Raw genomic sequence first — 24245 nt, 5'->3', positions numbered from 1 at the left:
CCCGCGGAGCGGGATATGCCCCGGCAAGCCGGGTCATAGTGAATGAATTGCGCAAGCGCAATTCGAATTCCGGCGCAAGCGCCGGAATGGAATTCCGTAAACGGAATTCCGGGAGGGAATGCAATTCGCGCAAGCGCTCATTGCGGGCACCCGCGCAAGCGCGGTCGCCTGGGCTGGCAGCAAGGGGAGGTGCATCACGTGCGACCCTGTGTAGGGCTTGGGGTTCCTGGCCACCACCCCCGCAACGGATGTGACGGGCTGTCGGCCCGATCGGGTGCCGGCCTCACTGCAGTGACGGGTTCCGCTGCGCTCCACCCTGACCACTCCCCCACCCTCGAAACTGCCCGGTCACACCCACTAATACCCCACCAGCATACAGGACGACCGGCCGCTTCGGGGTAAGATTCGGCCATGTATCACCCTGGGGGTGAAAGTTGGCGCGTGGGTGATGCATCACGGGTTGTGCCTGTGTAGTGTTTGGGTCCAGACACCACAACCCCGGGCCACACCATCGCGCCGGGACCTTCCATTCTGATTACGCGCGACATTCCGCGAAAAGGAGAACACGGGAAATGGCCGTGAAGTTGCGTGACCACCAGATCGAAGCCGTTGCCGCCATCGTGCGGGGCTTCGATATCCCGCCGGGCGGTATCCCCGTGAATGGCCTTCGCGGGCAGGTGCACGCCGCGTGTGGCACGGGAAAGACCATCATTGCGGCGACGTCGGCAAAGCGCATTGTTCCCAAGGGCCGCATTCTCGTCCTGGTGCCGACGCTGGACCTTCTGACCCAGACGGTGCAGGCGTGGCGCGAGGCTGGGCACGCGGGGCCGGCGGTTGCGGTGTGCAGCCTGACCGACGACCCGGAGCTGTGGAACCTCAAGGTGCGCTCCACCACGAACCCCGTGCAGCTGGCGCTGTGGCACGGCTCGGGGCCGGTCACCATCTTCGGGACGTACGCCTCGCTGGGAGTCCTGGCGGAGGCGTTCGAGGGCGTCTACGGGCAGACCTTGGCCCCGATGGACCTGACGGTGGTCGATGAGGCGCACCGGACAAGTGGCTCGATGGGTAAGGCGTGGGCCGACGTCCACAACCAGGGCGTCATCCCGTCGCACCGTCGGCTGTACCTGACGGCGACGCCGCGGATCTGGGAGGAGCGGCTGAACCGTGAGGTCGCCGAAGGGACGCGTGACCCGCTGCCGCGTGAGATGGCGGCTTCCATGGATGACGAGAGGGTCTTCGGGCCGGTCCTGTACAAGCTCTCGTTGGCTTCGGCCGTGTCGCGGAAGCTGCTTGCGCGGTACCAGATCATCGTCCTGGAGCTCCAGGACCCGGTCGTCACGCCCGAGCGGCTGATGGGTGAGGAGCGGCACAGCGAGAAGGTCCGTGGGGAGCGCCTGGGGGCGCTCCAGGCCGCGCTGCTGCACACGATGGCGCAGCACAACCTGTCGACGTGCATCACCTTCCACCACCGGACGATAGAGGCACAGGCGTACGCGGAGGGCCTGGAGCGCGTCGCGGCGAAGCTGCACGCCGACCAGCCAGAGAAGTACCCGGCGAAGATCTGGGCGGACTGGCTGTGCGGCGAGCACGTCCCCGAGCGCCGGCGGGGAGTCCTGGGCGGCTTCGGGTCCACCGCACAGCGGGCCGTGCTCTCGAACTGCCGTGTCCTGGGTGAGGGTGTCGACATCCGGGCGGTGGACTCGGTGGCCCTCCTGGACCCCAAGGGCGCTCCGCACGACATCGTCCAGGCGATTGGCCGGGCGCTCCGGCAGAAGCCCGGACAGGGCAAGGTTGCCTCTCTGATCGTGCCGGTATTTCTCCATCCGGGAGAAAAGCCGGAAGACATGTTCACCTCCGGATCGTATAAGCCCCTGGTGAAGGTATTGGAGGGTCTGCGCGCTCACGACGAAGAGGCAATCGAATTGCTCGCGATTCCGCAGGAGCCTCAGAAGGACGTGGTCCAGCCGTCCGAGTACATCGGTTCGCCGCCCGAGGAAGGCGAGGACGAATCCCGTCTGCTGCTCCGCTTTGCCGCTCCCCGTGACCCCGTGATGGTCGCGGACTGGATTTCCTTCAACGTGATCGACACGGAGCGCCAGGACTGGGGTCGCGGCTGGGCGGCGCTCAAGAAGTTCGCGGAGCGTGAGCTTCACGCCCGGGTTCCGTACGGGCACAAGGAGGGCGCGTACCCGCTGGGGCAGTGGGTCGCGGAGCAGCGACGGGCGTTCGGGGCGGGGCAGATGACCGGCCTGCGCGCCCAGCGGCTGGAGAAGCTCGGCATGGTCTGGAACCCGGCCGATGAGCGGTTCCAGGAGAACCTGGAGGCCGCCAAGGCGTACTACGACCAGCACTGGACGCTGTGCGCTCCGAGGTCCGCCGTGGCCCTGGACAGGCCGGTGGGGCAGTGGCTGTCCAACCTCCGCCGCGCGGGTGCGCTGGAGGGTCACCCGGAGTGGGAGACGGCGCTGCGTGAGGTTGACGAGGACTGGAACCCGTCCTCGCCGCCGGAGTGGCAGCGGCATTACGCCGTGGTGCGAGAGATGCTCGCGGAGGAGAGCATCCTCGCGTACATCGAACCCGGGGTGACCGTCCACGGGATGGACCTCGGGAAGTGGCTGGCCAAGCAGCGGACGCCGAAGGTCTGGGCTGCCCTGAGTTCCGGGCAACGTGAGCGCCTGGAGGCCATCGGCGTCGTGCCGTTGGCGGCAGAACTGGAAGCACCGGTGAAACCGTCCACGACGCCTGTGAGCGCCTTCGAGAAGGGCGTAGCAGCCCTGGCGCAGTACAAGGCCCGCGAGGGCTCCGTGACCGTCCCCAGGGCTCATGTGGAGCGGCTTGAGGACGGGAGCGAGGTCAAGCTCGGAGTGTTCCTCAGCAACAGCAAAAGTCGACGGGACAAGCTGACCGCCGACAAGCTCGCCGCGCTGGCCGGCCTCGGACTGGCGTGGGCTGCGTGACAACACGATCGTTCCAGATGCCCGCTCCGATGATTCGGGGCGGGCACAGTCAGGAAGCTGCAGCGGCTGTCGGCACGGCAGTCTTTCTCCAAGGCGCTGCAGGGTCTCCCAGGGTGTCGAGCATGAGTTGGCACCAGGTGATGGCCGCGTTGGCCGCCAGTTGAGCGTGACGGATTCCAAGGTTGATGGGTGCGCTGGCCTGGCCGTGTCCAGTGCCGTATCCGCGGTTACGGAGTTCCGCTACGCCGACGGCGATCGAGGCCACGCCGCCGAGGATCTTCTTGACCGCGTCAGTGCCGTCCGGGCCGGGGGTGACGGATGAGGCGTCAAGATGGAGAGACTTCTGGGCCTGCTTGACGAGGGCAGGCACCTTCGTGTGCTCATCGAAGGCAATTCCCCGTTCCCGCAGTACCGTCTTCGCGGTCGCCTCGATGAGTTGCTTGGCGCTTCCGATCGCGGCGGCTGGATCGTCTGCGATGGTGCGGCTGACGCGTTCCAGTTCCGCCAGGATGCCCGACGGGTCGGTCAGGTTCTCCAGGTGCCCGGTGGAGACTGGTCGGCGCAGCCATGAGATCCGTCCACGCTCGTCTACGCTCAGGCCGTCGCGTTCCAGTTTGACGGTGACTTCCTCTAGCCAGTTGCTCTCCCAGCCGCTCTGTCGGTGATAGCGGATGAAGTCTTCGAAAACGAGAAGCGCACGGGAGACGTGGGTGTAGTCCGTCCAGTCGGCGGCAGCGGCATACTTCTCGAACTCGATTCGGCGCACGCTGGTGTCTTCGTAGTTCAGCTCGTCCTCGGGAATGGGGGCGAAGTTGTGGTTCTGCCACGCCTCAGCCACAAGGCGCACCGTCATGCCGGTCGCCAGCGAGCGGAACTCATTGCGTGTGGCGCGGCTGACCAGGTCTCTACGGTACGACGACATGTTCAGACAATACGGCTGGCCGCTGACCTCGGAAGCGGAATTTCCTTACTCCTGTTCCGCCTCCCCGTCGGTTTCGTCCCCGAGGCCAGCAGCATCCCGCCCCAGGTCCTACACGCACTTGAGTGCGATGCCCGGGGGAGCTGCGGCATCGCATTGGTGCGCGTGTAGGACCTGGAACCATGGGCCGCTCCCCCGGCGAACTACGGTGCAGCGGGGGCGGGCTCGGTGAACGAAATCGACTTGCCGGTGGCGTGGGCATAGTCGATTTCTCTGCTCGTGGACTCGCCGATGTACCCGCCAGGGTTGACGACCAGGACCCGGTCTGCCAGGTCGATCTTGCGCAGGTGGAGGGCGTCCAGCGCCGTCTTCTGCTTGTCGGTGATCAGCTCGTCTGCTTCGCCTGGCGCGAGAACAATGACCCCGGCGAAGGTCAGATCACGATGCACCGCACGCATCTCGTCCAGGAACCGGGTAGAGCCGCAGATGCAGACGATTTCAGGTCGGTCGGGCACAGCTCAGCCCTTCGCTCGAACGGGACGCCGCCAGCGTGCACGTCGGTATTGCATCGGCAGGAGGTTAGCGGGTTGGCCGGCCGGTCAGCCGTCGGCTCGTTCCTTCTCGATCGCATTCATCCTGCGGGTCATGTCGATCTGCGCGCGCATCCGCGTGTCGAACAGGGCCTCCGGATCGCCGTCGGGTCCGGCGTTCGCAGCCAGCAGCGAGGCGACTTGGCTGGCGAGGACAGTGACCACGTCGGCCGTCCCCACCGGGCCGCGGACCTCAATGAGTTTGCGCACGGCGTCGTCGATGCGGTCCATGGCCTCCTCGCCTTGGAGGAACAACCCGAGCCGGTCGGCGAGGAACATGCGGACGACCGCCACACCGTCGGCCAGGGCGGTGTCCACGTTGAAGTCGACGCGGGCCTTCTCCGACTCCTTGAGCACGGCCGGAATCGTGTACGTCCGCTGCTCCGGAATGAGGCCCTCCTCTCGCCACTTCTCGTACGGGATGGGGCCGACGGCGTCACGGCGTGCACGGTGTTCGTTGGTCGGGCGGCCGCCCGCGGTGCGGCAGGCCCGCCCTGCGGCTGTCTTGCAGGTCGGGCATTCGACACGGCGCATCCACGAGCGCACGAGATCCATATCGGCGCCGGAGTGGAGGTGGCGTCGCCACTCGCCGCCCCACGGGATGCTCTGCGATCCGTTCTCCACGCCCATTGCCCCCTGGGTCCGGTGGTGTGTGCCGTCGTCGATGCCGTGATGATGACCGTACCTGCGGTGACGCCCCTCAGCGGCCGATCGGGAGAATGCCGTCCAGGCAGCTGTCAGGCGCTGCCCTCCAGCGCGTACAGCTCGTAGGGAACGTCCCGAGTTGGCCCCGACCCCGCCGACCGGCCCACCAGGGATGTGCTCGAACACCTCGCGGCCGTCGTCGTCGGCCGCGACGAGCGCGACGGCCAGGTCGGGGGTCGCACGCAGAAGCGTGGGTCGCGGCGACGGACGGCGGCCCCGCACGGGGAAGAACGAGGCGGGGGCGGCCGGGGCTGGCGGGTCCGCAGCGTCGTTGAACGGTGCGGCCCCAGGATGGCCCCGGGTCGTCATGGCTGATCGCCGGGGCCGTGGTGTTACTGGAAGAGCTACTGCGTCAGCGCGGCGAGGGCCTGGTCGGCCATCTGTACACCCATCGTGGCCGCGATGGTGGTGCCGGCCTCAAGGAGCTTGTCCTTGACCTGCGTAGCGAACTGGCGCAGGCGGCCCGGCTCGGGGTTCTCGGAGGTCGCCTCGGTGTGGAGGTTCTGGGCGACGTTTTCCAGTTCCGCACGGTCTGTCTCGGACATGCCCAGGGTGGTGCTGACCTGACCGATGTACCCGGCGAGCTGGGCGAACAGCGCCGGGTCGACACCGTCGGTGTTGTACTGGTTGAAGTGCTGCTGATCGCCGATGATGACACCCTTGGCGTTCGGCATGTAGTTGTTGTATGTGGTGCCGGGACGGGGCTGGTTGACGTGGTCCTGCACGCTTCCTCCTGCCAGGGCGCAGCTGACGCCCTGGGGTGTGATGGCGACGGTGGCGGGCTCGGTCTCGATGCGCTCGATCAGCTTGTGCTGGGACAGGTAGGCGAGTGCTTCGTGCAACTCGGTCCCGGTGATCTCGGATCCGGCGAAGTAGGCGGCGGGGGTGGCGAAAAACAGCACCGGGTTGATGGGCTTCTGGTCACCGGCGGTGTCGAAGAGCCACCGGTGGAAGGCGTCCATGGTGTAGCGGAGCCGTGCGGCGCGGTTCTTCTGTAGCTCCTTCAGCCGGTGCACCTCAACCATGCCTTCATCGCTGAGGTGGATGGCGTAGAGGCCGGAGGCCGCCCTCAGAGCCTTCACTAGGCCCCGTTGTTCCAATTGCAGAGCAAGGGGTACTGGGCTCTCCGGAAAATCTTGTTCGATCTGTTCGATGTTGGCACCGCCTCCGGTCCGGGTCTCCAACCAGAGCAGCAGCCGGGCCGGATAGCCGCCGCTCTCAGTCACGTCGCCGCTGGGGTTCGCGCTGAAGGTGGCATCGAGCTGGGCAGACACGCGAGGAGGGTTGCGTCGTTGAGCGCTCTCCAGGCTCTTGTTGGTCTCCTTGACCAGGTTCCTCGCCCACTTGTCCAACTCCCGCTTGTTGATCCCGTTGCGGGCCACGTTGCCCTCCTGTCTCAGGTACCTCAGCCAAGGGTACGGAGCGGGTCCGACAACGGGCCTTCCGTTTGCCAGAACGAAGAGGAGGTGCTGACCGCGCGACGGTAGACGGCCTCTCCTCGTCGCCCTGGTCCTTCAGCCGCTGGGCAGGAAACCGGGCGAGACCCGCGTCCCGTGCTGGCCAGCACGGAAAGGAGGCATGAGCGGCTGGATGTCGTGGAACTCGATTGCGATCTGTGGCTCCTTCTCGGTTGAATCGGAACTTAGCGGACAGTGCGGCAATCTCTGGGAATTGGCCGACAGCAAGGCCTGATCTGCTATCCGATCCGAGGAGCTTTCTGTGAACACACCATCGGTGCGGCCGCGCTGGGAGGGTCTGCCGGAGGAGGTGCGGGCCGAGGTGCAGGCACGTCTCGGTTCGCCGGTAGTCGAAGTCAGTTATCCCGAGGGCGGTTTCACCCCTGGGCTTGCCGTGCGGCTGAGGTGTGCCGACCGCGGTGAGGTGTTCCTCAAGGCCGCGGATCTGGCGCTGCCGATGGCGTCCCATTACCGAGCCGAGGCGGTCGTCGGGGAGCACCTTCCTTCTGTGATCGCGCCCGAGCTGTGGTGGTCGGTGGAGTCTCACGGCTGGATCGTCAACGCCTTCGAGGCGGTCCTGGGCGGGGAGCCCGATCTGCGGCCCGGGTCCGCGGACCTGCCCGGCGTTTTGGACGTGGTCGGGTCGCTGGAGCGGGAGTTGACCCCGTGTCCGGCCCCCGTGGGTGAGACCGGGGAGACCTTGTCTCTGCTGGCAGGTCACTGGGAGCGGCTCGCTGCTGCCCCTGCCGGCCCGGATGCCTGGTGTACTGCGCGTCGCGCCCGGCTGACGGAGATGGATGACCGGGACCTGTTGGTGAAGGCCGCTGCGGGAGACACCTTGGTCCATTGCGATCTGCGGGCGGACAACATGCTCGTGGATACCGAGCGGGTCCGGGTCCTGGACTGGTCCTGGGCGGCTCGTGGCGCGGCGTGGGTGGATGCGGCATTCTTCGTCCCGCAGCTGATCCTCGCCGGTCACAGCCCCGCCGGAGCGGAGGCAGAGCTCCGAGCGCGGGTACCGGCATGGCGGGCGGCAGATCCGAAAGCCCTGAGCATGTTCGCGGTGGCGATCACCGGCTACTGGGCATGGAACCAGGCAAACGGCCCCGGCGGCGCACTGGGTGCGTACCGGGGCCGGGCGGCGGAGGCCGGCAGGCGGTGGATCGACTACCGGCTCAGCTGACGCCTCGGAGCGGCGGGGACTTGGTGGTCAGTCAGGCCGCGGGTGAGGACAGACAGCAGGTGCGGGGCCACGAGGTACCCGAGGTAGTCCTTCCCGGTGCGGCCGTCGGGTGCCTGCCACAGCGCCGCCCACGCCTCGTGGAGGGTCGGAAGGCCGTCGTGGGTGGTCAGGGACTGGGCGAGGGCGGCGGCGGAGCGTTCCGCGCACCGGACCTGTTGGTGGTAGGTGGTGATGTTCCCGCCGAGGAAGACGTGGGGGCTGGTGAGCACGTTGAAGATCAGACGGAGCCGGAAGGCGTCGGTGCTCAGGAACCAGGTCTCGCGGACCGTCGGAGGCGGGGTGCCCCAACTGGCTTGGAATCCGGCGAGGGCGGCGGCCTGGTCGACCTCGTGGCCGGTGGCGTACAGCTTCACCGCGTAGGGGACTTCCTCGTCCAGGTCCAGGCCGTGCCGGTGGTGCAGCGCCACGACTGCGGCAGTGAGCGCGCTCAGGTCCGCGTCGTCCAGCGGGTGGTCGCCGGTGTAGAGGAGGTCGAGGTCGGAGGTCGGCTGGTGGGTGCCGGTCGCGTGGGATCCGTAGGCGAGTACGTAGCCGCCGGCGCCGGGCATCAGGTCTGCGGCCTCCAGCAGGATCGTGGGTGCCGGGGCAGGGATCACCGGGATGCCTCCTGACCAAGGCAGGTGACGTAGTCCAGGACGTCGCGCATGTGGGTGGTGGTGATGCGCGGGTTGATGGACATGAACCGCAGCGGGGCCAGGACGGCTCCGCGCCGGATGTGGCCGTGGTCGTCGGGGAGGGTGAACTGGTGCAGGTGCCAGTGCCCTTCGTCCATCAGGCGGCGGTGGATGGCCCGGTTCACTGCGTTGATGCGCTCCACCTGCGCCTCGGTCGCGGTGCCGGGGTGAGTACCGGGTGGCAGGTAGCAGAACGCCACCGCGCACAGGTCCGGGTCGTGCAGCCGCATCAACTGGGGGTGAGCGTCCACGAGAGTCGTGAACACCTCCGTACGGTCCAGGCGCTCATCCATCATCCGGGCCAGTCCCTGGCGGCCCTGGGAGCGCAGTGCGGCCCAGGCGCGCAGGCTGGTCCATTCCTTCGTGCCGAGCTGCGGGGTGACCTGTCCGAAGGCGTAGTCCTCTTGCATGATCAGGTCGGAGTAGGAGGAGACCATGCGCAGGGAGGCCGGGTCGCGTACGAGGAGTGCGGATGTGGCATAGGGAACGTTGAGGACCTTGTGAGGATCGACGGTGACGGAGTCGAACGCTTCGATGCCGTCGAGGAGGTGGCGGCGGCGCGGGGTGAGTGCGGCCATCAGGCCCCAGCAGGCATCCGCGTGCAGCCACACCGACTGGTCCGCTGTTCGGACGGTGTCGTGGACAGCTCGCAGGTGGTCGATGGTCTGAGTGCGTGAGTCCCCCGCGTAGGCGACGACGGCCATCAGGCGGCCGGCGTTGTCCTTGACGGCCTGGGCGAGGGCGGTCAGGTCGTAGCGGAAGTGGTCGGTGTCGACCTCGATGAGGTGGGTGCCGCAGCCGGTCCAGGCCGCGGCGCTCTTGACGCTGTAGTGGCCGACCCCGCGGGGCACCACGAGCCCGAAGCGCTCCGGGTCACGCACGCCGTCGGTCAGCGTGCCGGGAACCGTGTGCTCGCGGGCGAGCATCATCGCAGTGGTGTTACTGCCGGTGCCGCCGTAGGTCGTGATCCCTCCGGCCTCCCACACCGACGTCACCTCGCAGGCCGGCACCGTCGGATAGCCGATCAGCTCGCGCAGCCACCGGATCACGGCGATCTCCGCCATGGTGCCCGACGGAGAGCAGAACGACTGGTTGATCAGGTTCTGCTGAGCCAGAAGCGCGAAGATGCCGGCGACGAGGGAGGCGGGGTCGGCGCCGGTGTCGCCGAAGCCCATGAAGCGGGGGCTGTTCATGTTCACGCAGTACGGCAGCAGCCGCTTGGAGATGTCCTCCCAGATCGCCTGCGCGGTGGCGGGCTGTTCTGGCAGGTCTTCGAGCAGCAGATCACGCAGCGCGTGCGGGGTGGCCCTACGGGCGAAGACGTCTTCGCTGTCCTTGAAGGCCAGCGACTGGGCGATCACCTCCTGGAGTATCGGAGTGAGTGCGGTGAGCGGGCTCGGTGTTGACGGCATCTCGTCCTCCAGCAGCAGGTCAGAGAGGAACCAGGTGGCCAGCCTCCTGCCCGGGTGAGGCAGCGGGCGGCTTGTGCTCCAGCTTCACGCCGGGTCTGGTGGGCCGTCATTGAGGCGCTCGCGGCCCGTCATTGGGGGCCGCCGTGCCGAGCTGTCGTGCCACGCCTGGCGCAGCTCGGTCGTTGCGGTGCTCATGGCGGTGCCCCCTCTCGATGTCGAGTGGTGCTCGCTCCGTCCGGGTTGGAACGGGGTGTGGTGCCGTGCGCCGCGCACCCGGGGTCGTTGGTCCCCTCCGGGTGCGCGGCGGTCTCAGGGGGTGTTGGCCGGCTCGGGGGCTGCGCTGACGAGGCGGTCCAGGCGCTCGTACAGGGCGCGTACGAGGCGGGCGTGGCGCTGGGTGCAGCGCGCGGTGCCCTCTGCTGGGACGGACAGGCGTCGGTCGGCTTCCTCGAGGACGACGTCGGCGAGGACGCGGGCGGCGTGCTCTTGGGGCAGCAGGTCGGCGGCGCGGCGGACGTCGGCGGCGACGGAGCGGGCGGAGCCGGTGAGCAGCAGCGTGATCTGCTGGAAGTCCGCAGGCGGCAGGCCGGGGTCGCCGGTCCATCCCAGGACGGCTTTGACCAGACCTTTGTGGAGTTCCCGGTCCAGGGGGAGTTCCGCTTCGAGGCGTCCTTCGGGGTCGTGGAGGACCACGTGTGTGCTGCTCATCGGTGCCTCGCCGGGTCGTGGGTCGCGGGCGGCACGGTCTCGTTCGTCGGACGTCGACCGCATCCCGACCGTACGGGCGGACCTGATGCGGTAGGACTGACCGTGAGTACGGGTTTGGGGGCGCAGGGCAAGCGGGGAGCAGGCCGGTATGGGCAGGCCCAGGCGAACGACATCGGGTGTGGTGACCGGCTTCGTGCTGCGTCTGATCCGTGAGTCGGTCCCGTGTACGCAGGCTGGCCTGGCGGAGGTCCTGGGCGTGGACGTGGACACGCTGCAGGGGTGGGAGTCGGGACGGCGCCCGCTGGCGAACATGCGGGCCGGGGCGTTGCTGGAGCTGCGCAGGCGTCTGCCGGCGCTCGGCGGCGACGTGGCGCTGGTGGTGTGGCTGGACGCGGCGATGGACGCGGACCGGATCATCGCGGCCGGGCTGGACGGCGAGGTCGGCGGCCCGCATCCGCTGGCCGGGTGGGTGCATACCCGGGACACCGCGCACATGCTGGCCTGGGCACTGAACGGCACCGTTCCGCCGGCGCTCGCCGGACGCTTACCCCGCCCGCGGCGTGGTCCGGTCGCCGTCGCGCCGCAGCTGGCGGCCGCGGACCGGACCGTGTTCTTCGACCATCTGCGGGGCACGACCGAGGCGGCGGCCCTCCAGGGCGAAGGCGGGGTGCTGCTGCACCGCCAGGCGCTCTACCTCGCCTCGTACGACCACGGGCCGGACGCGGCCGCGTGGACCGCGCACACCCTTCACCGGCGCCGGGATGTGCTGGCGAGGCGGGGATGGTCGCCGCACTGGGCAGAAGCCCGCTCCACCGCGACCGCGCTCGCCCGCCTCGGAGATCCACAGCCGCTGCTGGACTTCATCGACCGCGCCCTGGCCGACGACGACACCGCGGAGGCCGCGAACCTCAACTACTGGGCGCTGTGGCTGGGTGCGTTGGCGTTGCCGCAACCGGACGACGCGTTCATGCGGGACAGGGATCTGTCGGGGTGGGATCCGGTGACCCTGCTGCGGGGCCTGGCCCGCGGGCTGCACCTCGCGCCCGGCTACGTCGATCTGTACGCGCACTCGCTGTGGGCGCTGCTCATCGCGTTCCCGTGGCTGCCGCAGGCGGCCGGGCCGATCGCGGGTCCGCTGCGCGAGCGGACCGGTGAGCTCCTGGACGGGGCATCGCTCTCGGGAAGATCCCGGCACGAACTGGCCCATGTCCACTACGTTTTCGATCACAACCGCTGACACCGGAGGACCGCATGGCTGATGACACCACCAGGGGCACCGCGAGCTTCATCTCCGAGATGGGCGTGCTCAAGCGCGTCGCACGGACCGGCTGGTGGTTCACCGGCAACAAGCAGCCGGAGTCCGTGGCGGAGCACTCCTTCCGCGTCGGGGTGATCGGGTCCGTGCTCGCCATGATGGAGGGCGTCGACCCGGCCCGGGTCGCGTTGATGTGCCTGTTCCACGACTCCCAGGAGACCCGGATCGGGGATATCGCGCACATCGGCCGGAAGTACATCAGGGCCGCCCCGAACGGCGAGGTGACCGCCGACCAGGTCGCCAACGCCCACCCGGCCGTACGCACCGGGGTTCAAGGCGCGGTCGATGAATACGAGGCCGCCGAAACACCGGAGGCGATCGTCGCCCGCGACGCCGACAAGCTCGAATGCCTGGTCCAGGCGGTGGAGTACCGGGAGCAGGGCTACAGCCTCACCCAAAACTGGATCGACACCAGCCTCGCCTCACTCAAGACCCCGTCCGCGAAAGCCCTGGCCGACGCCGCGCTGAGCATGGACTCGCTCCAGTGGCAGAAGAACTTCCTGCCCTAACCGGCACCAAGCGGCTGGAGGAATTCCGCACCGCCCCTGAACTGAGGAGAAAACGCATGCCTACAGGAGTGGCTGTCGTCTGCGACACGGACGACTGTCTTGCCATCCATCTGGCGGTCGAGACCGGCACCGACAATGACGAACGCTCCGCGGGCGACGTCTCGCAGCTGGCGCGTAAGACTGCTGAAGGTGTCGGGTGGGTGACCAGCTTCGGCTTCGGCCAGCCGGTGATGACATGCCCGGGATGCGCCGACGGCCGCGGCCCCGTGCGGGAGCGCGGCACCTGCCGGCGGTGCATGGGCCGCACTGGTGCGGCGTCCAGGTGCACGTACTGCCTGCACTCCGAACCGCCAGACGCCGACGGCTGACAGCCTCCGTTACCCATGACGCCGACGCCGCGACGTCGTTGGGCAGCGCGACGCCATAGCGCCGGGCGCCGGGGAGGTACTGATCCTCCGGGGCCCGCGGCCGCCGCTACTCAGCTCAGGAAGCAGCGAGCGTCGTGACGGGCCTGGAGGCCGAACGCGGACCCCGGCGCCCCGGCATTCTTGCCGTCACCGACGCTGCGTCCTCCAGGGCCTGTTCCCGATTCTGTGCTCCCTTGCTGCGGCGCAGCACCGCCTGGGCGTACAGGCACTCCAGTTCACCGGCCTGGGTGCGCAGGCTGTCGGGTGTCGAGCCCGGGTAGTCCTGGAGGATCTTCCACCCGCTGTACCAGTGGGCGCTGTCGACGCTCGCGGGAAGGATCAGAGCAGCGGATTCGAAGGCGGCGAGTTCGGCGAAGCTGCCCTGTCTCTCCCTCGAGAGGGAGGCCAGCCAGATTTTCAGTGCCGCAGCTTTGCGGGGGCGGTCGCTGAATCGCGCGCTGAGCTTGCGGAGGCGTTTGGCGTGCTGGTGCAGGAGGAACGTGCCGAGCTGCGTAGCCAGAGCGCGGGCGCGGGCGACCTCGGTGGGCGTGAAGTATTGGCCCAGGTCGGTGAGTTCCCGATCGCGGAGGTCTTGAGAGGGCTTGGTGTACACGACCCGTATTGTGCTCCGCCTGACTCCCGACTACAGGCAGCGCCACACCCCACACGGGCACAGCGGGCGGCACCTTCCGCCGGGGCCGGCGGTCAGCAGTCGGCTTCGAGAAAGGCCGCTTCGGCGAGAGCTCCGGGGCCGTGACAGCGTCTGGTCCATCCGGGTGAGCAAACCCCGCGACTGCGGTGTCCAGGGCTGCGGCGCCTCTACCGTGCGGCCATGGAACACACCCCGATGCCCGAGCCGATGCGCCGCGCAGTCAACCAGCTCACGTCCGAGGCAGTCGAGCGTTGCCAGGAGGTCATGAGCTACGCCGGATCGGACGTCGCCATGGACTGGAAGAGGATGACGCTGTACCGGGCCACGGACGCGGCGGACACCATGAACTGCGTGGCCATGCTGATCGCCGCGTACTGCGAGCACGTCGGCGTGAAGCCGGAGACCCTGCAGAGCTACCTCCAGATCAGCCAGCAGCACAGCCGCGCCGACGGGCCGGAGGACCACAACCGGGCCCATCTGGCCGGGCTGCTGGGCAAGGAGGCGCCCGCCGGCAGTGACGAGATCGGAGCGGTACGGACGATGTACGCGAGCGGGCAGCGCCAGGCGGAGCAGGCGCAGCAGCCCGAGGACGCCCCGGAGGTGCTGTTCACTCTGGCCTGTCTGCACGGCCTGCGGGCCAGGCTCTGCGACGACCTCAGCTCGCTGGACCGCTTCCCGCCGGAGGTGGCCGCGATGGCCCGGAAGGTCGCCGAAGCGCTCGAGGTGCCGGAGCTGGCAGCAATGTAACGCCGGGGCCGGGCCGGACTAGTCGTGGCCGACCAGGGCGGTGATGAGCTTGCGGGCCCTCGCCTTGGTCAGCCGCTTCGCGGCCGTCGCGCAGCGTTGCCGGGGAGCGCGCGGGGCGATGTCGCTGCCCTTGATCACCTTGGCGAACTCGGCGTCGAACCGTTCTTTGCCGACCTTCTCCGCGAGCGTGGTCAGGTACTTCACCTGTGCCTCGGTGGCCGGCTCGGTCTTCGCCTGTTTCCGTCGTTCCTGCGCAGGGGCGTAGATCTGCTTGTAGTGCTCCTTGTGGGCCGCCTCCGACTCTGGGCTGCGGCAAGTGATTTGCACGCCCTCGAACCAGGTCTGGGTGCCCGGCTTGCCTGTCACCGCCTCCCACAGCGCGTCTGCTGTCAGCTTCTCCTCGTCGACGCCTTCGGTCAGGCCGGGGCCGACGAGCCCGTAGTAGCCGGTCTTGCCTCGCGGGATCACCGTGAACCCGGCCGGTACGACATGGGCTTCGAGCCAGTCCCGGCCGCACCCGCAGTGCCGGGCGTGGTACCCGGCCCACTTCCGCTCCAGCGGCTCGTAGACAAGCCGGTCACCGTAGTACTTCGGATCTCTCGCGAACCCAGACACGGCCGGCAGTCTTCCACCCCTGGCCCCGGCGGAACAGCCCGCCGTCAACCGAGTGAGGAGCTACGGCAGAGGAAGAGACGCCGAATGGGTGATGGCATGCCACTCCAGTCCAACTAGGCACGGCGGGGGCACCCTTCCAGTGGTGCCGACGGGCGGCGTCGGCTTCGCGGAGGACAGCTTCGGTGAGCCCCCGCCGTGACAGCGTCTGGTCCGTCCGGGTGAGCAGGCGCCACACCCGCGATGAGCTAACCGGGTGTCAGGCAACGGGGGTTTGCTGAGTATCGGGTACCGACGGCATCCAGTGCACCGCGTTCTCGCGGAAGGAAGCGTTCACCGGCCTGAGGTCCGCGCCGCTGGTGTCGTCGAGGGCCGGCACGTTGATACCGATCTCCGGGACGTCGCAGTCGACCGCCGCCACTCTGGTGCCGCATACGTCGCAGAAGCCACGCTTGGCCTTGCCGGGGAACGTCTCGAACCAGGTCGGCTCGCCGCCCTCGCCCGTCCACGTGACCCGCTCGAAGCCGACCCACCACATCACCGGGGCGCCACCGAGCTTCACACAATGTTCGCAGTGGCATGTGTGCGGGTATGTCGCTGGGCCCGTGGCGGTGAAGCGGATCCGACCACACAGGCATCCGCCAGTGCGCTCTTCGGTTCCCTCAGCGGGGGTGGCGTTCATCAGGTGATCTCCGCAGCAACGTAGTCGAGTTGAGCCCATCAGTCTGACAGCCCCTGCCCTTCACGGCGGGCAGCAACAGGCGCGACACCGCTGCCCGCTTGCGACGGCAGTCGCGCCCCGGCCCCGGCCGTGCTGTGTCCTACGCGAATGAAGACCTCTCTCAATAGAGAGACACCTCATGCGGCTAAGCCGTCAAGCGGAGCCCGTCCCCGTCGGAAATCAGGTACTCGCTGCGGACACAGCCTGGGAGGCTGTGCGGGTGACTGAGACGACCCCTTACGACGCCGACCGTGCCCGATTCACCCGCCAGGCGCTGGCACGCCTGGTCCTCTGCGACCACGCCGTGGACGTAGCTGATAGCGCGAGGGGACTGGTCGCCACCGAGAACGACCCTGACACTGGTCCCGGGGGTCGGGTCAGCCAAGCGTTCCAGCTCATCGAACTCGCTCAACGCGCATTGGCCTCGGCCGTGATCTACGAACGCGAACGGGGCAGCTCCTGGTCGGAGATCGCCCAGTACTTGGGGATCGACGCCGCGGAAGCCGGCGCTCGTTTCGCCGCAGACCTGGACGGCTGGGACAAAGCCTTCGACGCTCCCTACCGCCTCGACGAAACCGGCCGCAAGCGCATACCGCAGCTGCCGACGGCGGCGTACGACCCCTCATGGGCCTGCGACCAGCTCGACCGCTGGGCCTACCTCCAGCGCCTTGGGATCGATCAGCACCAGGCCGTAAGTTCCGGTCTGGTCATGGCCGCCCCGGAGGAGGAGTCCTCGTCAGTCACGCCGTAGCGGCGTCCACTGGAAAGGCGATTACTTCGTCGAAGGGGACGCGAGTCTGGAGGCAGTGGTGGAGCTGGCCGAGCATGCGGTTGAACAGGTGCCGCAGGGCTTGTGCATGCCAGTCTCCGTGCTCCCGTCGCTTCCGGTAGTGCGCGTTGGCGCCCTTCGAGTGGGTGAGGGTGGAGAAGGCCCATAGGTAGCCGGCGTGGTTGAGGCGATTGTTCTTCACGAACCTGCGCCCGACGTATTTGCGTTTGCCCGAGGCCCGGGTGATCGGGGCAGCTCCCGCGTATGCCTTGAGTCCACCAGCGGTGGCGAAGCGGGTGCGGTCGTCGCCGATCTCGGCCAGGAGGCGGGCACCGACTCCAGGGCCGATACCGGGGAAGCTGAGCATGACCGGGGCGTCGGGGTGGGTTCGGAAGGTCCGTTCGACCGCCTTGGCAAGCTCGTCGACTGCCTTGCAGACGGCGTTCAGCTGGACCAGCAGAGCCTTGGCCTGGATGCCCATGGCCTCCTCCACCACCGGTAGCTGGCGGGCGGCCGGCCGCCGGAACAGCGTCTGAATCCGCTCGGCGTCCTCGTTGATCCCACGTTGGCGGCCCGCGTTGTGCATCGTCACCTTGAGCTTCCAGAGCGCCAGCTCAGCGGCCTTGGTCGGGGTCGGTGCCGCGGCAAGGATCTTCCGCGCGTCCGGCCGGGTCAGTCCGCCCGCCTTGTGCCGCCATGCCTCAAGAGCTGCCGGGTAGTACTCACGCAGGAGAGAGCGGAGCTGGTTGGCGATCTGCTGCCGGTTCCAGACCGCGTCCTGGTGGGCGCGGGCGAGGACGGCGATGGCCTGGGCCAGGTCGCTGTCGGCGGGTAGGGGCCGGTGCATAGGCATGTCCGTGCGGATGATGTTCGCCAGGACCAGGGCGTCGCCGGGATCGGACTTCTTGCGGGAGACACCGTGCCGGTCACGGTAGCGGGAGGCCGCCATCGGGTTGATCGCGAAAACCTGCCGGGCCCCAGTCCTCAGCGTGGCGACCAGGAGACCGCGGCTGGTCTCGATGGCCACCGGGATCGGCGTCTCGGCGCTGTCGCCGTGGTCGGCCAACAGGTCCAGCAGCAGCTGGTAGCCGTCCAGGTCGTCATCGATCCGGCACTTGGCCAGCAGCTTGCCGGTGTTGTCGATGATCGCGACGTCGTGGTGTCCCTCCGCCCAGTCGATCCCGCAGAACACGTCCATGGATCCCGCCCCTTCTCCAGTGCTGTTCTCGAAGGCGAGCACGCGGGGCCGCACGGCGCACTAATTCCAGGGCTCCAAGGCCCACCACCTCATCAGCCGTGCGCGGCGCCGCTGGACCGCACGGGCGCGCGCCGTGTCCAGAGCTCGAAGCTCGTGAGGAGAAACGCGTCACCGTGCGGCAGCTCATCCATCGAGGATCCCGAACCCGACGGGCCCATGGGGGCAGAACGTGCGAGGACCGGCCGGCACCACAGCGCCACCGGTCTTTCCACAGACCTCGCACGGTCGGAGGTGTCGTAGGGGTCACCACGGCACCGACCGGACCACACACGTCCTGCCCTGGGCTGAACAACGCCGCCCCGGGCCCATCAGAGATCCAGAACCTCTAATTGCTTACGAATTAGAGGTGTCGGCACCTGATACCTGCTGACCCACCCCTGTTGACCTGGGCCGCACCGGTCACTGGCCCGAGGCTCTGGCAACTCGCTGCGCAACCGGGTGGGCAACTGGTTGCGCAACCTGGAGGGCAACCGGCTGAGCAACTGGTTGGGCAACCCGGGCGGCCCCGTAGGGACGGCGCACCGCCGAACGAACGCGGGCTATGGCTCCGGGCCCGTGCGCTGACCCAGATGCTGACCCACACCGGCAAGGGCTGCGCAGGCTCTTCCCGGTGAAGTCGCGCCGATTCCGCCCCGGTGGGCGCAGCGTCGCTTCAGACTGGTCTGATGTCGCAGGTACCGAGGGTGTATGGCAGTGAGCGTGATGATTCGGAGTCTGGGCCGCAGGCCGGCCGCGACTACCGCGAGTTGACCGGTGGGCCGCTGGACGGGCAGCTGATCGAGGTGACCGGCTGGACGGATGAGGAGATCACCACCGGCGCGCACTTGATCACCCCTCACAGCGTGTACGGGCCGGGCGGCCGGGCCTCGTACGCACCCACTTTCAGTCGTCCTGGCGGTCCGTGGGTGTGGGAGGGCGACGTGCCCTGATCGCCTCGTCGTCTACGTGGGTCGGGGCCGAAGCTCCGAGCTCGCAGAAGCTGGGCAGGATCAATGAATCCGTCGGGCAGTCCATCGACCGTATGACCGCCCAGCCCGCCTAACACACCAGGGCCCCTGTGACGAGTTGACGGGGCGAAGAGGGGGTGCCCACCGCGCAGGTGGGCACCCCTCTTCGGTGACCGGGACTCAGCTCTCGTTGTCGTCCGGGTCGGTGAGCCACTTGACGACGTCGCCGTCGGTCATCCAGATCGCCTGCGTCTCATGGGCGTCACCCTGCTGGACGACGTGGAAGCGGCCCTGCTGAGGGTGGTGCTGCTTGGGGGCGGGGCCGGCTATCGGGGCCAGGCGCTGCCAGGTGTCGGCCGTGAACCGCGCCAGGATCACCGTGGCGAACGGCTCGCGGACCGCTCCTTTGAGGACGGTGCCCTGGGGACGTCCGCTGAAGAGGACGTGGATGCGGGCCGCGCGTCCTACCCGGAGGGCTTCCTCGAGGGCGGCGATGGCGGGGGATGTCTTCGGGTCGTCGTTGTGCCGGAAGGTCTCCCAGTAGCGGGTGAGCTGGCGCAGCGTGGTGTTGGCGTCGTCGACCGAGACGATCAGGCGCGGTACGTCGTCCAGGTCGCCGTCGAGGTCGAGGCGGCGCTCCAGTTCGGAGGCGAGGTGGACCAGGGCGTCGTGGATGCCGGCGGTGTTGCCGCGGTGGGTCACCGTGGTCAGGGGCTTCGCCCACAGGTGGGAGATCCGCTTGGGGTCGAGGATCAGGGCGTGGGCGCCCTGGTGGAGGAACTGGGCGGTGAGGGAGCGCAGCATCGTGGTGCTGCCGCCGCCGGTGGCGGTGCAGACCAGGACGTGCGGGGATTCGGCGTTCAGGTCGACGGCGATGGCCTGCCCGGTGGTGCTGATGCCTATGAGTGCGGTCCCTTCGGGCAGCGCCTCTATCTGCTCGCGCAGGCCGGGGTCGGTGAAGTGCAGGAACTGCGGGAGCGCGGTCGGGTTCGTCATGGTGCGGTGTTCCTCTTCTGTGCGGTGCCTGGTGAACCGGGCGTTCTCCGGGACGAGGGGATCGTGTCGGCTGATCCGGACAGGGCCCGGTCTGGCCAAATTGGGCATCAGCCCTCTTCGGTCTGCGTGGCGTTGGCCCACGCCGCGGCTTCGGTCTCGCTCATGAGCAGGACCTGCGTGGGGTGGGCGGTGGAGCGCTGCACGGTGTGGAAGCGGCCCGGGTGGGTGCTGGCCTTGGGGACGGTGGAGACCTGCGGGGCGGCCTGGCTCCAGGTGCGGGCGGTGACTCGTCCCAGGAGCACGGAGGAGAACTGCTCGCGTCCCAGCGCGGCGCTGTAGCTCTGGGCTCCGGCGAGGATGTGGATGCGGGCCTCGCGCCCGGCGAAGAGGAGCTCCTCGTACGCGTTCACGGCCGGGGACGTCTTCGGCTCGCCCTCCTGGCGGGCCTTGTCCCACTGGCGGGCCAGCTGCCGCAGGGTGTGGCCGGCGGACTCGAACACCACTGCCAGGTGCGGCAGATCAGCGGTTTCGCCGTGCTCGTCGGCGTGGTCGATGCGGCGCTTGAATTCGGTGCGGAGGCCGAGAAGGGCGTCGTGGATGTCGGCGATGGCGCGCCGGTAGGTGACCTCCGGCAGGGTGCGCGCCCACGACTGGGAGATGCGCTTGGTGTCGAGGACCAGGGCGTGCCCGCCGTAGTGCAGGAACTGGGCGGTCAGGGTACGCAGGACGGTGGAGGTGCCGCCGCCAGAGGCGGAGCAGACCAGGACGTGCGGCGAGTCGCCGTCCACGTCGACGCAGACCGGCTGTCCCTCGGTGCCGAGACCGATGAGGACCTGGGAGGCGGGCAGCGCCTCCAGCTGCTCGCGGACACCCGGGTCGGTGAGGCGCAGCTGCTGCGGGAGGGTGCTCTTCGCGGTGGTCTTCCACATGGCGGGGTGTTCCTTTTCTGTGCTGTGCCCGGTGAACCGGGTGTTCTCCGAGGCGAGGGGCCGTGTCGGCTGGAGCGGACAGGGCCGTTCAGTCGAGGTCTGTGGTGCCGGTGGCGGCGCGGGGCCGGTTGCGGGCCCACTTCTTGAGGTCGCCGACGCGGTAGAGGAGTTCGGCGCCGCGTTTGCCTGCCGGACTGGGGAAGGTCGGGTCGTTGGCGCGGGCGAAGCGGAGCGCGGCCAGGGTGATGTCGGGCAGGTGGTGTTGGGCGGCCTCGCGGAGCCCCACCGCCTGGTCGTCGTCGACCACGGCCTCGGGCGGCGTCTCCGTGGCGTCGGCTGCGAGCTCGCCGGGCGCGGCGGCCGGGGCCGGAGCGAGGTCGGCGGTCCGGGCTCCGTCCGTGGGCAGCTCGGAGGTGGGTGGGAGTTCGCCGGTGCTGGTGGGTGGGGTGTCGGCGAGGGAGTTGGCGGGCGGCTTGTGCAGCTGCACCGGGACGGACCCGCTGGCGGCCGCGGCCGTCTTGCCGGTGGTGGCCCACTCGCGGGCTTCGGGCTCGGTGAAGAACAGCACCTGCGTCTCTCGCGCGGATCCGCCGGAGACGACCTGGGCGCGGCCGCGGTGCTTGGTGGACTTCGGTGCCGGGTGGACCTCGGGGGCGAGCATCCGCCAGGCGTTGACGCTGTACTTGGCGAGAATGCGGGTGGAGAACTGCTCGCGGACCTCCGGGCCTCCGAGGGCGCGAGCGGTGGCGGACTGCGCGACCAGGAGGACGTGCATGCGCAGTTGGCGGCCCATGTAGAGGATCTCGTTGAGCGCGTCGATGGCCGGGGAGACCTTCGGGTCGCCGGGCTCGCGGATCTTCTCCCAGTAGCGGGCCAGCATCTTCATCGTGGCGTTGACCTCTTCGAGGAGGATCAGCAGCCGCGGGCCAATGTCCTTCGGGTCGGCGTCGATGCCGAGTTCGTCGGCGACGCGGGTGCGGCGCCGGCCTTCCAGGCCGAGGGTGATGAGCTGGTCGTGGATGTCTGCGATGTCGCGGCAGTAGGTGACGCCGTCGATGCCGTGGGCCCACGGGTGGGAGATCCGCTTGGTGTCGAGGACGATCACGAGCGAGCCGTGGTGGAGCATCTGGCAGGCGATGCACCGCAGGGTGACCGACTTGCCGCCGCCGGTGGAGGCGTTGACCAGGATGTGCGGGGACTCCGCGTCCAGGTCGACGGAGACGATCTGCCCGCCGGCACCGAACCCGATGATTGGCGCGGACTCCTTGGCCTTGGCTACCAGCTCGCGGGTCTTGGGGTCCTTGAAGAGGGCCTTCGCCGGAGGCTTGCGGGTCTTCTTCACCAGCACGTGGGGCTTGCGGCCCTCGGGGTGCCAGGAGAACGTCACGCCATCCAGGGCGAGCTTCTGGGTGATGAGGTCGGCGACGATGTCGCGGGAGAAGCCCAGATGACGGGGCAGGTCGATGCGTATCTCCGCGTCGTCGTCGGAGAAGTTCTTCGGGACATGGAGGTAGCGGCGCGGGTCGGTCTGCTCCGCCAGTCCGAGCGGCCGGTGGATCGCGTCGTGCAGCGGCTGGACCCACTCGCGCATCAGCTCCCGGCGCTCGCGGGTGAGGACCATGTACGCCGCGCTGCCCATGGTGAGGACGGAGGCCGCGCCGATCCCGCCGGGCTCCAGCGCGGCGAGCGCCGCCTCCCGGTTCTCCCACAGCTCCTGAATGGTCTGCACAGTGGCGTCCAGGTCCTGGGTGGCCAGGTAGCCGCTCTCCGCGACCCCGGCCCCCAGCGCGACGCGGAAGGACAAGCGCCGCCACCCGGGCTTGTAGGAGCGGCGCCGAACCTTGCCCTCCACCTTCGGCAGCACCCGGGTGCCCGCGCGCCAGAACGTGGCATCGGTGCGCTTCACCCCGTCCAGGTCCCGGCCGGCCAGGACCCGGCCGATCCCGCGCGCGAGGGAGTCAGCTTCCTTCTCCAGCTGCTTGTCGAACTTCGTCTGTGCCATGGCCGTGCCCTTTCGATCTGCGTCCCGGCACCTCACACCCGGAAGCGGACACGAACCGTAAAGCTGCTGACCTGTGGATAGAGCGCGGCAAGAAGTGGGCCCTCAGCCGCGATCTGTGGACAACTTTCCGGCCCGAAAATCCGCAGGCGCCCCGCCTGTGCTGCGCGGTCGGTACAACGGTGGGAGAGATCAACCAGAGAGGGGCTGCATGACCGAGCACGACGATGCGACCGAAGACGACGCGCCCGAGTACAAAGCCGCGGTGGAACGCGCGAAGCAGTACGAGGGGATGGCCGCCCGGTACGTCAAGAAGGCGCTCGCGGGCGAGGCGGGCGCGGCGCAGTTGGCGCAGACGTTCGCGTCGCTGGCGGTCGCGGCCAGGATGGAACGTATGGACTGGCGCATGCGAGTGCTCGGTGACCAGCTCGGAGACGTGAAGAAGTCGATGGACCGTCTTCGCCTCAAGCTGCCTGAGCGGTGACGTGCGTCAGCTGGGAGCGGCGGTGCTTACCGTGGGGTCGTGACCACTGCCTCCGATGACGCGGCCAAGCCGGTGCCGGTTCGCGTTGTGCTGCCCGCTGACCCGGTCCTCGGGCACCCGGAGCAGGAGGTCGTGGCGCGGTTGTGGAGGCGGCAGCAGACCGAGGCGGGCTGGCGGTACCTCGTGGGGCTGCCGTCGTACCGGGACCTTGAGGACGGCGGCGTGGAGGCGGCGGAGTACCGGGTCTGGGTGAGGGCGCCCGACCATGTACGGCCGGTCGACGGCGTCGACTACGACCAGGTCCCCACCGAGCACCTTCCGTCGACGCGCGCGTCGGTGGTCCGCGAGGTCCTCGGGGAGCGCCGGCCCTCGGGCTGGGTGCTGGCGAAGGTCCGCGAGGGCCGCGGCCCGGCCCGGGGTGTGCTGCACGCGCCGGACTGCGAAGAGGCACCCCAGGGCGCGCCATTACTCGGTGTGGAGCAGGCGCTGAACGTCGCGGAGAACCCGGGGACGCGGCTGTGCACGCTGTGCGGGTGCGCGCAGGAACTGACACCACTGTTGCGTGGCTTCGATCAAATCTCCGACGCCTGAAACCGTGTCCGGCCCTCCACTCACCCGTAAGGATCATGCGCTCCGGTTTCTCGGACGCCTGCCTCCCGCTGCCCGTACGGTCCGCTCGGGCGCGGCCGCCCGTGCCCGCCTGGAGGGGAGCAGACCATGACCGACGTCGCCACCGAGCTGGGGGAGACCGACGAGCCCGGGGAGAAGCTGGATTGGGACGAACGCTGGATGAAGCTGCTGGAGCGCATCGACCCTCACGCCGCTGTCGTGCTTGCGGTGTTAGGCGCTTTGGGCCTGTTGGCGACACTGGGTGTTACGGGTACCCAGCTGCACGACTGGCTGGAGCGGGATCAGGGGATGCGCGGCGCCTCCGTGCCGGTGACTTTCCTTCTTTTGGGCGTGGTCGTCGTCTGGTCGGGCTTTCTGCCGTTCCGAACGGATCGGCACCTCGTGATCGACACCCCTGCCCTGACCGCGTACGGCATCGTCTTCTACGGCATTCACTGGGGCATGATCCCCGCCGTGCACCCGCAGACCGTCTCGTGGTGGATCTGGCATACCGTCCTGGTCACGCTGCTGTGCGCGCTCCTGCCGGCCCTGCCCGGTGCGGTCGCAGCCCTAATCGACAGGAGCCCCGATCCAGTCCCGGTGAAGTAGGAAGCGGGCCATGGGCC

The 24245-nt window shown here is 68.7% G+C and carries 25 protein-coding genes; 11 read left to right on the top strand and 14 right to left on the bottom strand.

The genetic code is table 11. From position 1 onward, the window contains the following. Nucleotides 1–572 precede the first annotated feature (572 nt). On the top strand, nucleotides 573–2957 hold the full coding sequence (locus ACGFU7_RS35170) for a Helicase associated domain protein (protein WP_393701402.1): 2385 nt from the start codon (nucleotides 573–575) through the stop codon (nucleotides 2955–2957). A 49-nt stretch (nucleotides 2958–3006) separates the two neighbouring features. On the opposite strand, the gene ACGFU7_RS35165 is transcribed toward ACGFU7_RS35170, so the two are convergent. The 4 genes from ACGFU7_RS35165 to ACGFU7_RS35150 form a co-directional block, all read right to left on the bottom strand. Further along, the gene (locus tag ACGFU7_RS35165) at nucleotides 3007–3879 is read right to left on the bottom strand and encodes an abortive infection family protein (protein WP_393701401.1); all 873 of its coding nucleotides are present in this window, start codon (nucleotides 3877–3879) and stop codon (nucleotides 3007–3009) included. 200 nt (nucleotides 3880–4079) lie between these two features. Beyond that, on the bottom strand, nucleotides 4080–4391 hold the full coding sequence (locus ACGFU7_RS35160) for a hypothetical protein (protein ID WP_393701400.1): 312 nt from the start codon (nucleotides 4389–4391) through the stop codon (nucleotides 4080–4082). Between the two features lie 84 nt (nucleotides 4392–4475). After that, complete coding sequence (locus ACGFU7_RS35155; protein WP_393701398.1) at nucleotides 4476–5480, bottom strand: hypothetical protein; 1005 nt, start codon at nucleotides 5478–5480, stop codon at nucleotides 4476–4478. A gap of 35 nt (nucleotides 5481–5515) precedes the next feature. Beyond that, nucleotides 5516–6553: a hypothetical protein gene (locus tag ACGFU7_RS35150; protein ID WP_393701396.1), complete on the bottom strand. Its 1038-nt coding sequence runs from the start codon at nucleotides 6551–6553 to the stop codon at nucleotides 5516–5518. A gap of 337 nt (nucleotides 6554–6890) precedes the next feature. On the opposite strand from ACGFU7_RS35150, the gene ACGFU7_RS35145 reads away from it, so the two are divergent. Next, nucleotides 6891–7811, top strand: coding sequence for a phosphotransferase (locus ACGFU7_RS35145; RefSeq protein WP_393701395.1), 921 nt, complete (start codon nucleotides 6891–6893; stop codon nucleotides 7809–7811). On the opposite strand, the gene ACGFU7_RS35140 is transcribed toward ACGFU7_RS35145, so the two are convergent. From ACGFU7_RS35140 to ACGFU7_RS35130, 3 genes are all read right to left on the bottom strand, one after another. Further along, entirely contained in the window at nucleotides 7796–8467 is a 672-nt protein-coding gene (locus ACGFU7_RS35140; RefSeq protein ID WP_393701394.1) for a nucleotidyltransferase domain-containing protein, read from the bottom strand. The genes ACGFU7_RS35145 and ACGFU7_RS35140 overlap by 16 nt on opposite strands. After that, nucleotides 8464–9957 (bottom strand): pyridoxal phosphate-dependent decarboxylase family protein, encoded by a 1494-nt coding sequence (locus ACGFU7_RS35135; protein WP_393701392.1) that lies wholly within the window; start codon nucleotides 9955–9957, stop codon nucleotides 8464–8466. The genes ACGFU7_RS35140 and ACGFU7_RS35135 overlap by 4 nt, the downstream gene beginning before the upstream one ends. A gap of 309 nt (nucleotides 9958–10266) precedes the next feature. Further along, a complete protein-coding gene (locus tag ACGFU7_RS35130; RefSeq protein WP_393701390.1) occupies nucleotides 10267–10665 on the bottom strand; it encodes a DUF6415 family natural product biosynthesis protein in 399 nt (132 codons plus the stop codon). 148 nt (nucleotides 10666–10813) lie between these two features. Here ACGFU7_RS35130 and ACGFU7_RS35125 point away from each other — a divergent pair, with 148 nt between their 5' ends. The 3 genes from ACGFU7_RS35125 to ACGFU7_RS35115 are packed head-to-tail and all read left to right on the top strand — an operon-like array spanning nucleotide 10814 to nucleotide 12857. Beyond that, nucleotides 10814–11902 carry a helix-turn-helix domain-containing protein gene (locus tag ACGFU7_RS35125; protein WP_393701389.1) on the top strand — a complete coding sequence of 363 codons (1089 nt, stop codon included), beginning with the start codon at nucleotides 10814–10816 and terminating at the stop codon, nucleotides 11900–11902. Nucleotides 11903–11916: 14 nt separating this feature from the next. Next, entirely contained in the window at nucleotides 11917–12489 is a 573-nt protein-coding gene (locus ACGFU7_RS35120) for an HD family hydrolase (RefSeq protein WP_393701387.1), read from the top strand. 56 nt (nucleotides 12490–12545) lie between these two features. Further along, nucleotides 12546–12857, top strand: coding sequence for a hypothetical protein (locus ACGFU7_RS35115; protein ID WP_393701386.1), 312 nt, complete (start codon nucleotides 12546–12548; stop codon nucleotides 12855–12857). Nucleotides 12858–12972: 115 nt separating this feature from the next. On the opposite strand, the gene ACGFU7_RS35110 is transcribed toward ACGFU7_RS35115, so the two are convergent. Then, nucleotides 12973–13509 (bottom strand): hypothetical protein, encoded by a 537-nt coding sequence (locus ACGFU7_RS35110; RefSeq protein WP_393701384.1) that lies wholly within the window; start codon nucleotides 13507–13509, stop codon nucleotides 12973–12975. Nucleotides 13510–13728: 219 nt separating this feature from the next. Between ACGFU7_RS35110 and ACGFU7_RS35105 the strand changes: the two genes are divergently transcribed. Then, nucleotides 13729–14295: a hypothetical protein gene (locus ACGFU7_RS35105; RefSeq protein WP_393701383.1), complete on the top strand. Its 567-nt coding sequence runs from the start codon at nucleotides 13729–13731 to the stop codon at nucleotides 14293–14295. 18 nt (nucleotides 14296–14313) lie between these two features. Here the strand turns inward: ACGFU7_RS35105 and ACGFU7_RS35100 are convergent, their stop codons facing one another. Next, entirely contained in the window at nucleotides 14314–14910 is a 597-nt protein-coding gene (locus ACGFU7_RS35100; protein WP_393701382.1) for a hypothetical protein, read from the bottom strand. Between the two features lie 256 nt (nucleotides 14911–15166). Further along, nucleotides 15167–15469, bottom strand: a complete 303-nt coding sequence (locus tag ACGFU7_RS35095; RefSeq protein ID WP_393701380.1) for a GFA family protein — start codon at nucleotides 15467–15469, stop codon at nucleotides 15167–15169. 379 nt (nucleotides 15470–15848) lie between these two features. Here ACGFU7_RS35095 and ACGFU7_RS35090 point away from each other — a divergent pair, with 379 nt between their 5' ends. After that, nucleotides 15849–16379 (top strand): hypothetical protein, encoded by a 531-nt coding sequence (locus ACGFU7_RS35090; protein ID WP_393701378.1) that lies wholly within the window; start codon nucleotides 15849–15851, stop codon nucleotides 16377–16379. Here ACGFU7_RS35090 and ACGFU7_RS35085 read toward each other — a convergent pair. Continuing rightward, complete coding sequence (locus ACGFU7_RS35085) at nucleotides 16369–17595, bottom strand: IS110 family transposase (protein WP_393701377.1); 1227 nt, start codon at nucleotides 17593–17595, stop codon at nucleotides 16369–16371. The genes ACGFU7_RS35090 and ACGFU7_RS35085 overlap by 11 nt on opposite strands. A gap of 725 nt (nucleotides 17596–18320) precedes the next feature. On the opposite strand from ACGFU7_RS35085, the gene ACGFU7_RS35080 reads away from it, so the two are divergent. Next, nucleotides 18321–18584, top strand: a complete 264-nt coding sequence (locus ACGFU7_RS35080) for a hypothetical protein (protein ID WP_393701375.1) — start codon at nucleotides 18321–18323, stop codon at nucleotides 18582–18584. 198 nt (nucleotides 18585–18782) lie between these two features. On the opposite strand, the gene ACGFU7_RS35075 is transcribed toward ACGFU7_RS35080, so the two are convergent. The 3 genes from ACGFU7_RS35075 to ACGFU7_RS35065 form a co-directional block, all read right to left on the bottom strand. Beyond that, a complete protein-coding gene (locus ACGFU7_RS35075; protein WP_393701373.1) occupies nucleotides 18783–19598 on the bottom strand; it encodes a hypothetical protein in 816 nt (271 codons plus the stop codon). Between the two features lie 107 nt (nucleotides 19599–19705). Further along, nucleotides 19706–20527 (bottom strand): hypothetical protein, encoded by an 822-nt coding sequence (locus ACGFU7_RS35070; RefSeq protein WP_393701371.1) that lies wholly within the window; start codon nucleotides 20525–20527, stop codon nucleotides 19706–19708. Between the two features lie 88 nt (nucleotides 20528–20615). Next, complete coding sequence (locus tag ACGFU7_RS35065; protein WP_393701369.1) at nucleotides 20616–22529, bottom strand: helicase HerA domain-containing protein; 1914 nt, start codon at nucleotides 22527–22529, stop codon at nucleotides 20616–20618. A gap of 208 nt (nucleotides 22530–22737) precedes the next feature. Between ACGFU7_RS35065 and ACGFU7_RS35060 the strand changes: the two genes are divergently transcribed. The 3 genes from ACGFU7_RS35060 (at nucleotide 22738) to ACGFU7_RS35050 (ending at nucleotide 24228) form a co-directional block, all read left to right on the top strand. Next, a complete protein-coding gene (locus ACGFU7_RS35060; protein ID WP_393701368.1) occupies nucleotides 22738–23010 on the top strand; it encodes a hypothetical protein in 273 nt (90 codons plus the stop codon). A 39-nt stretch (nucleotides 23011–23049) separates the two neighbouring features. Then, nucleotides 23050–23601 (top strand): DUF6233 domain-containing protein, encoded by a 552-nt coding sequence (locus tag ACGFU7_RS35055; protein WP_393701367.1) that lies wholly within the window; start codon nucleotides 23050–23052, stop codon nucleotides 23599–23601. Between the two features lie 126 nt (nucleotides 23602–23727). Beyond that, nucleotides 23728–24228 carry a hypothetical protein gene (locus ACGFU7_RS35050; protein ID WP_393701366.1) on the top strand — a complete coding sequence of 167 codons (501 nt, stop codon included), beginning with the start codon at nucleotides 23728–23730 and terminating at the stop codon, nucleotides 24226–24228. The last annotated feature ends 17 nt before the right edge of the window (nucleotides 24229–24245 follow it).

Origin of the sequence: Streptomyces sp. NPDC048473 (genome assembly GCF_043200155.1) — a bacterium.
GTDB lineage: Bacteria > Actinomycetota > Actinomycetes > Streptomycetales > Streptomycetaceae > Streptomyces.
This window is presented reverse-complemented; position numbering and strand designations above follow the sequence as displayed.

Coding starts and splice junctions, on each gene's coding strand:
- ACGFU7_RS35115 (WP_393701386.1), top strand. CDS start 12,546: ATGCCTACAGGAGTGGCTGTCGTCTGCGACACGGACGACTGTCTTGCC.
- ACGFU7_RS35085 (WP_393701377.1), bottom strand. CDS start 17,595: ATGGACGTGTTCTGCGGGATCGACTGGGCGGAGGGACACCACGACGTC.
- ACGFU7_RS35105 (WP_393701383.1), top strand. CDS start 13,729: ATGGAACACACCCCGATGCCCGAGCCGATGCGCCGCGCAGTCAACCAG.
- ACGFU7_RS35050 (WP_393701366.1), top strand. CDS start 23,728: ATGACCGACGTCGCCACCGAGCTGGGGGAGACCGACGAGCCCGGGGAG.
- ACGFU7_RS35125 (WP_393701389.1), top strand. CDS start 10,814: ATGGGCAGGCCCAGGCGAACGACATCGGGTGTGGTGACCGGCTTCGTG.
- ACGFU7_RS35120 (WP_393701387.1), top strand. CDS start 11,917: ATGGCTGATGACACCACCAGGGGCACCGCGAGCTTCATCTCCGAGATG.
- ACGFU7_RS35130 (WP_393701390.1), bottom strand. CDS start 10,665: ATGAGCAGCACACACGTGGTCCTCCACGACCCCGAAGGACGCCTCGAA.
- ACGFU7_RS35170 (WP_393701402.1), top strand. CDS start 573: ATGGCCGTGAAGTTGCGTGACCACCAGATCGAAGCCGTTGCCGCCATC.
- ACGFU7_RS35065 (WP_393701369.1), bottom strand. CDS start 22,529: ATGGCACAGACGAAGTTCGACAAGCAGCTGGAGAAGGAAGCTGACTCC.
- ACGFU7_RS35060 (WP_393701368.1), top strand. CDS start 22,738: ATGACCGAGCACGACGATGCGACCGAAGACGACGCGCCCGAGTACAAA.
- ACGFU7_RS35135 (WP_393701392.1), bottom strand. CDS start 9,957: ATGCCGTCAACACCGAGCCCGCTCACCGCACTCACTCCGATACTCCAG.
- ACGFU7_RS35075 (WP_393701373.1), bottom strand. CDS start 19,598: ATGACGAACCCGACCGCGCTCCCGCAGTTCCTGCACTTCACCGACCCC.
- ACGFU7_RS35080 (WP_393701375.1), top strand. CDS start 18,321: ATGTCGCAGGTACCGAGGGTGTATGGCAGTGAGCGTGATGATTCGGAG.
- ACGFU7_RS35165 (WP_393701401.1), bottom strand. CDS start 3,879: ATGTCGTCGTACCGTAGAGACCTGGTCAGCCGCGCCACACGCAATGAG.
- ACGFU7_RS35155 (WP_393701398.1), bottom strand. CDS start 5,480: ATGACGACCCGGGGCCATCCTGGGGCCGCACCGTTCAACGACGCTGCG.
- ACGFU7_RS35070 (WP_393701371.1), bottom strand. CDS start 20,527: ATGTGGAAGACCACCGCGAAGAGCACCCTCCCGCAGCAGCTGCGCCTC.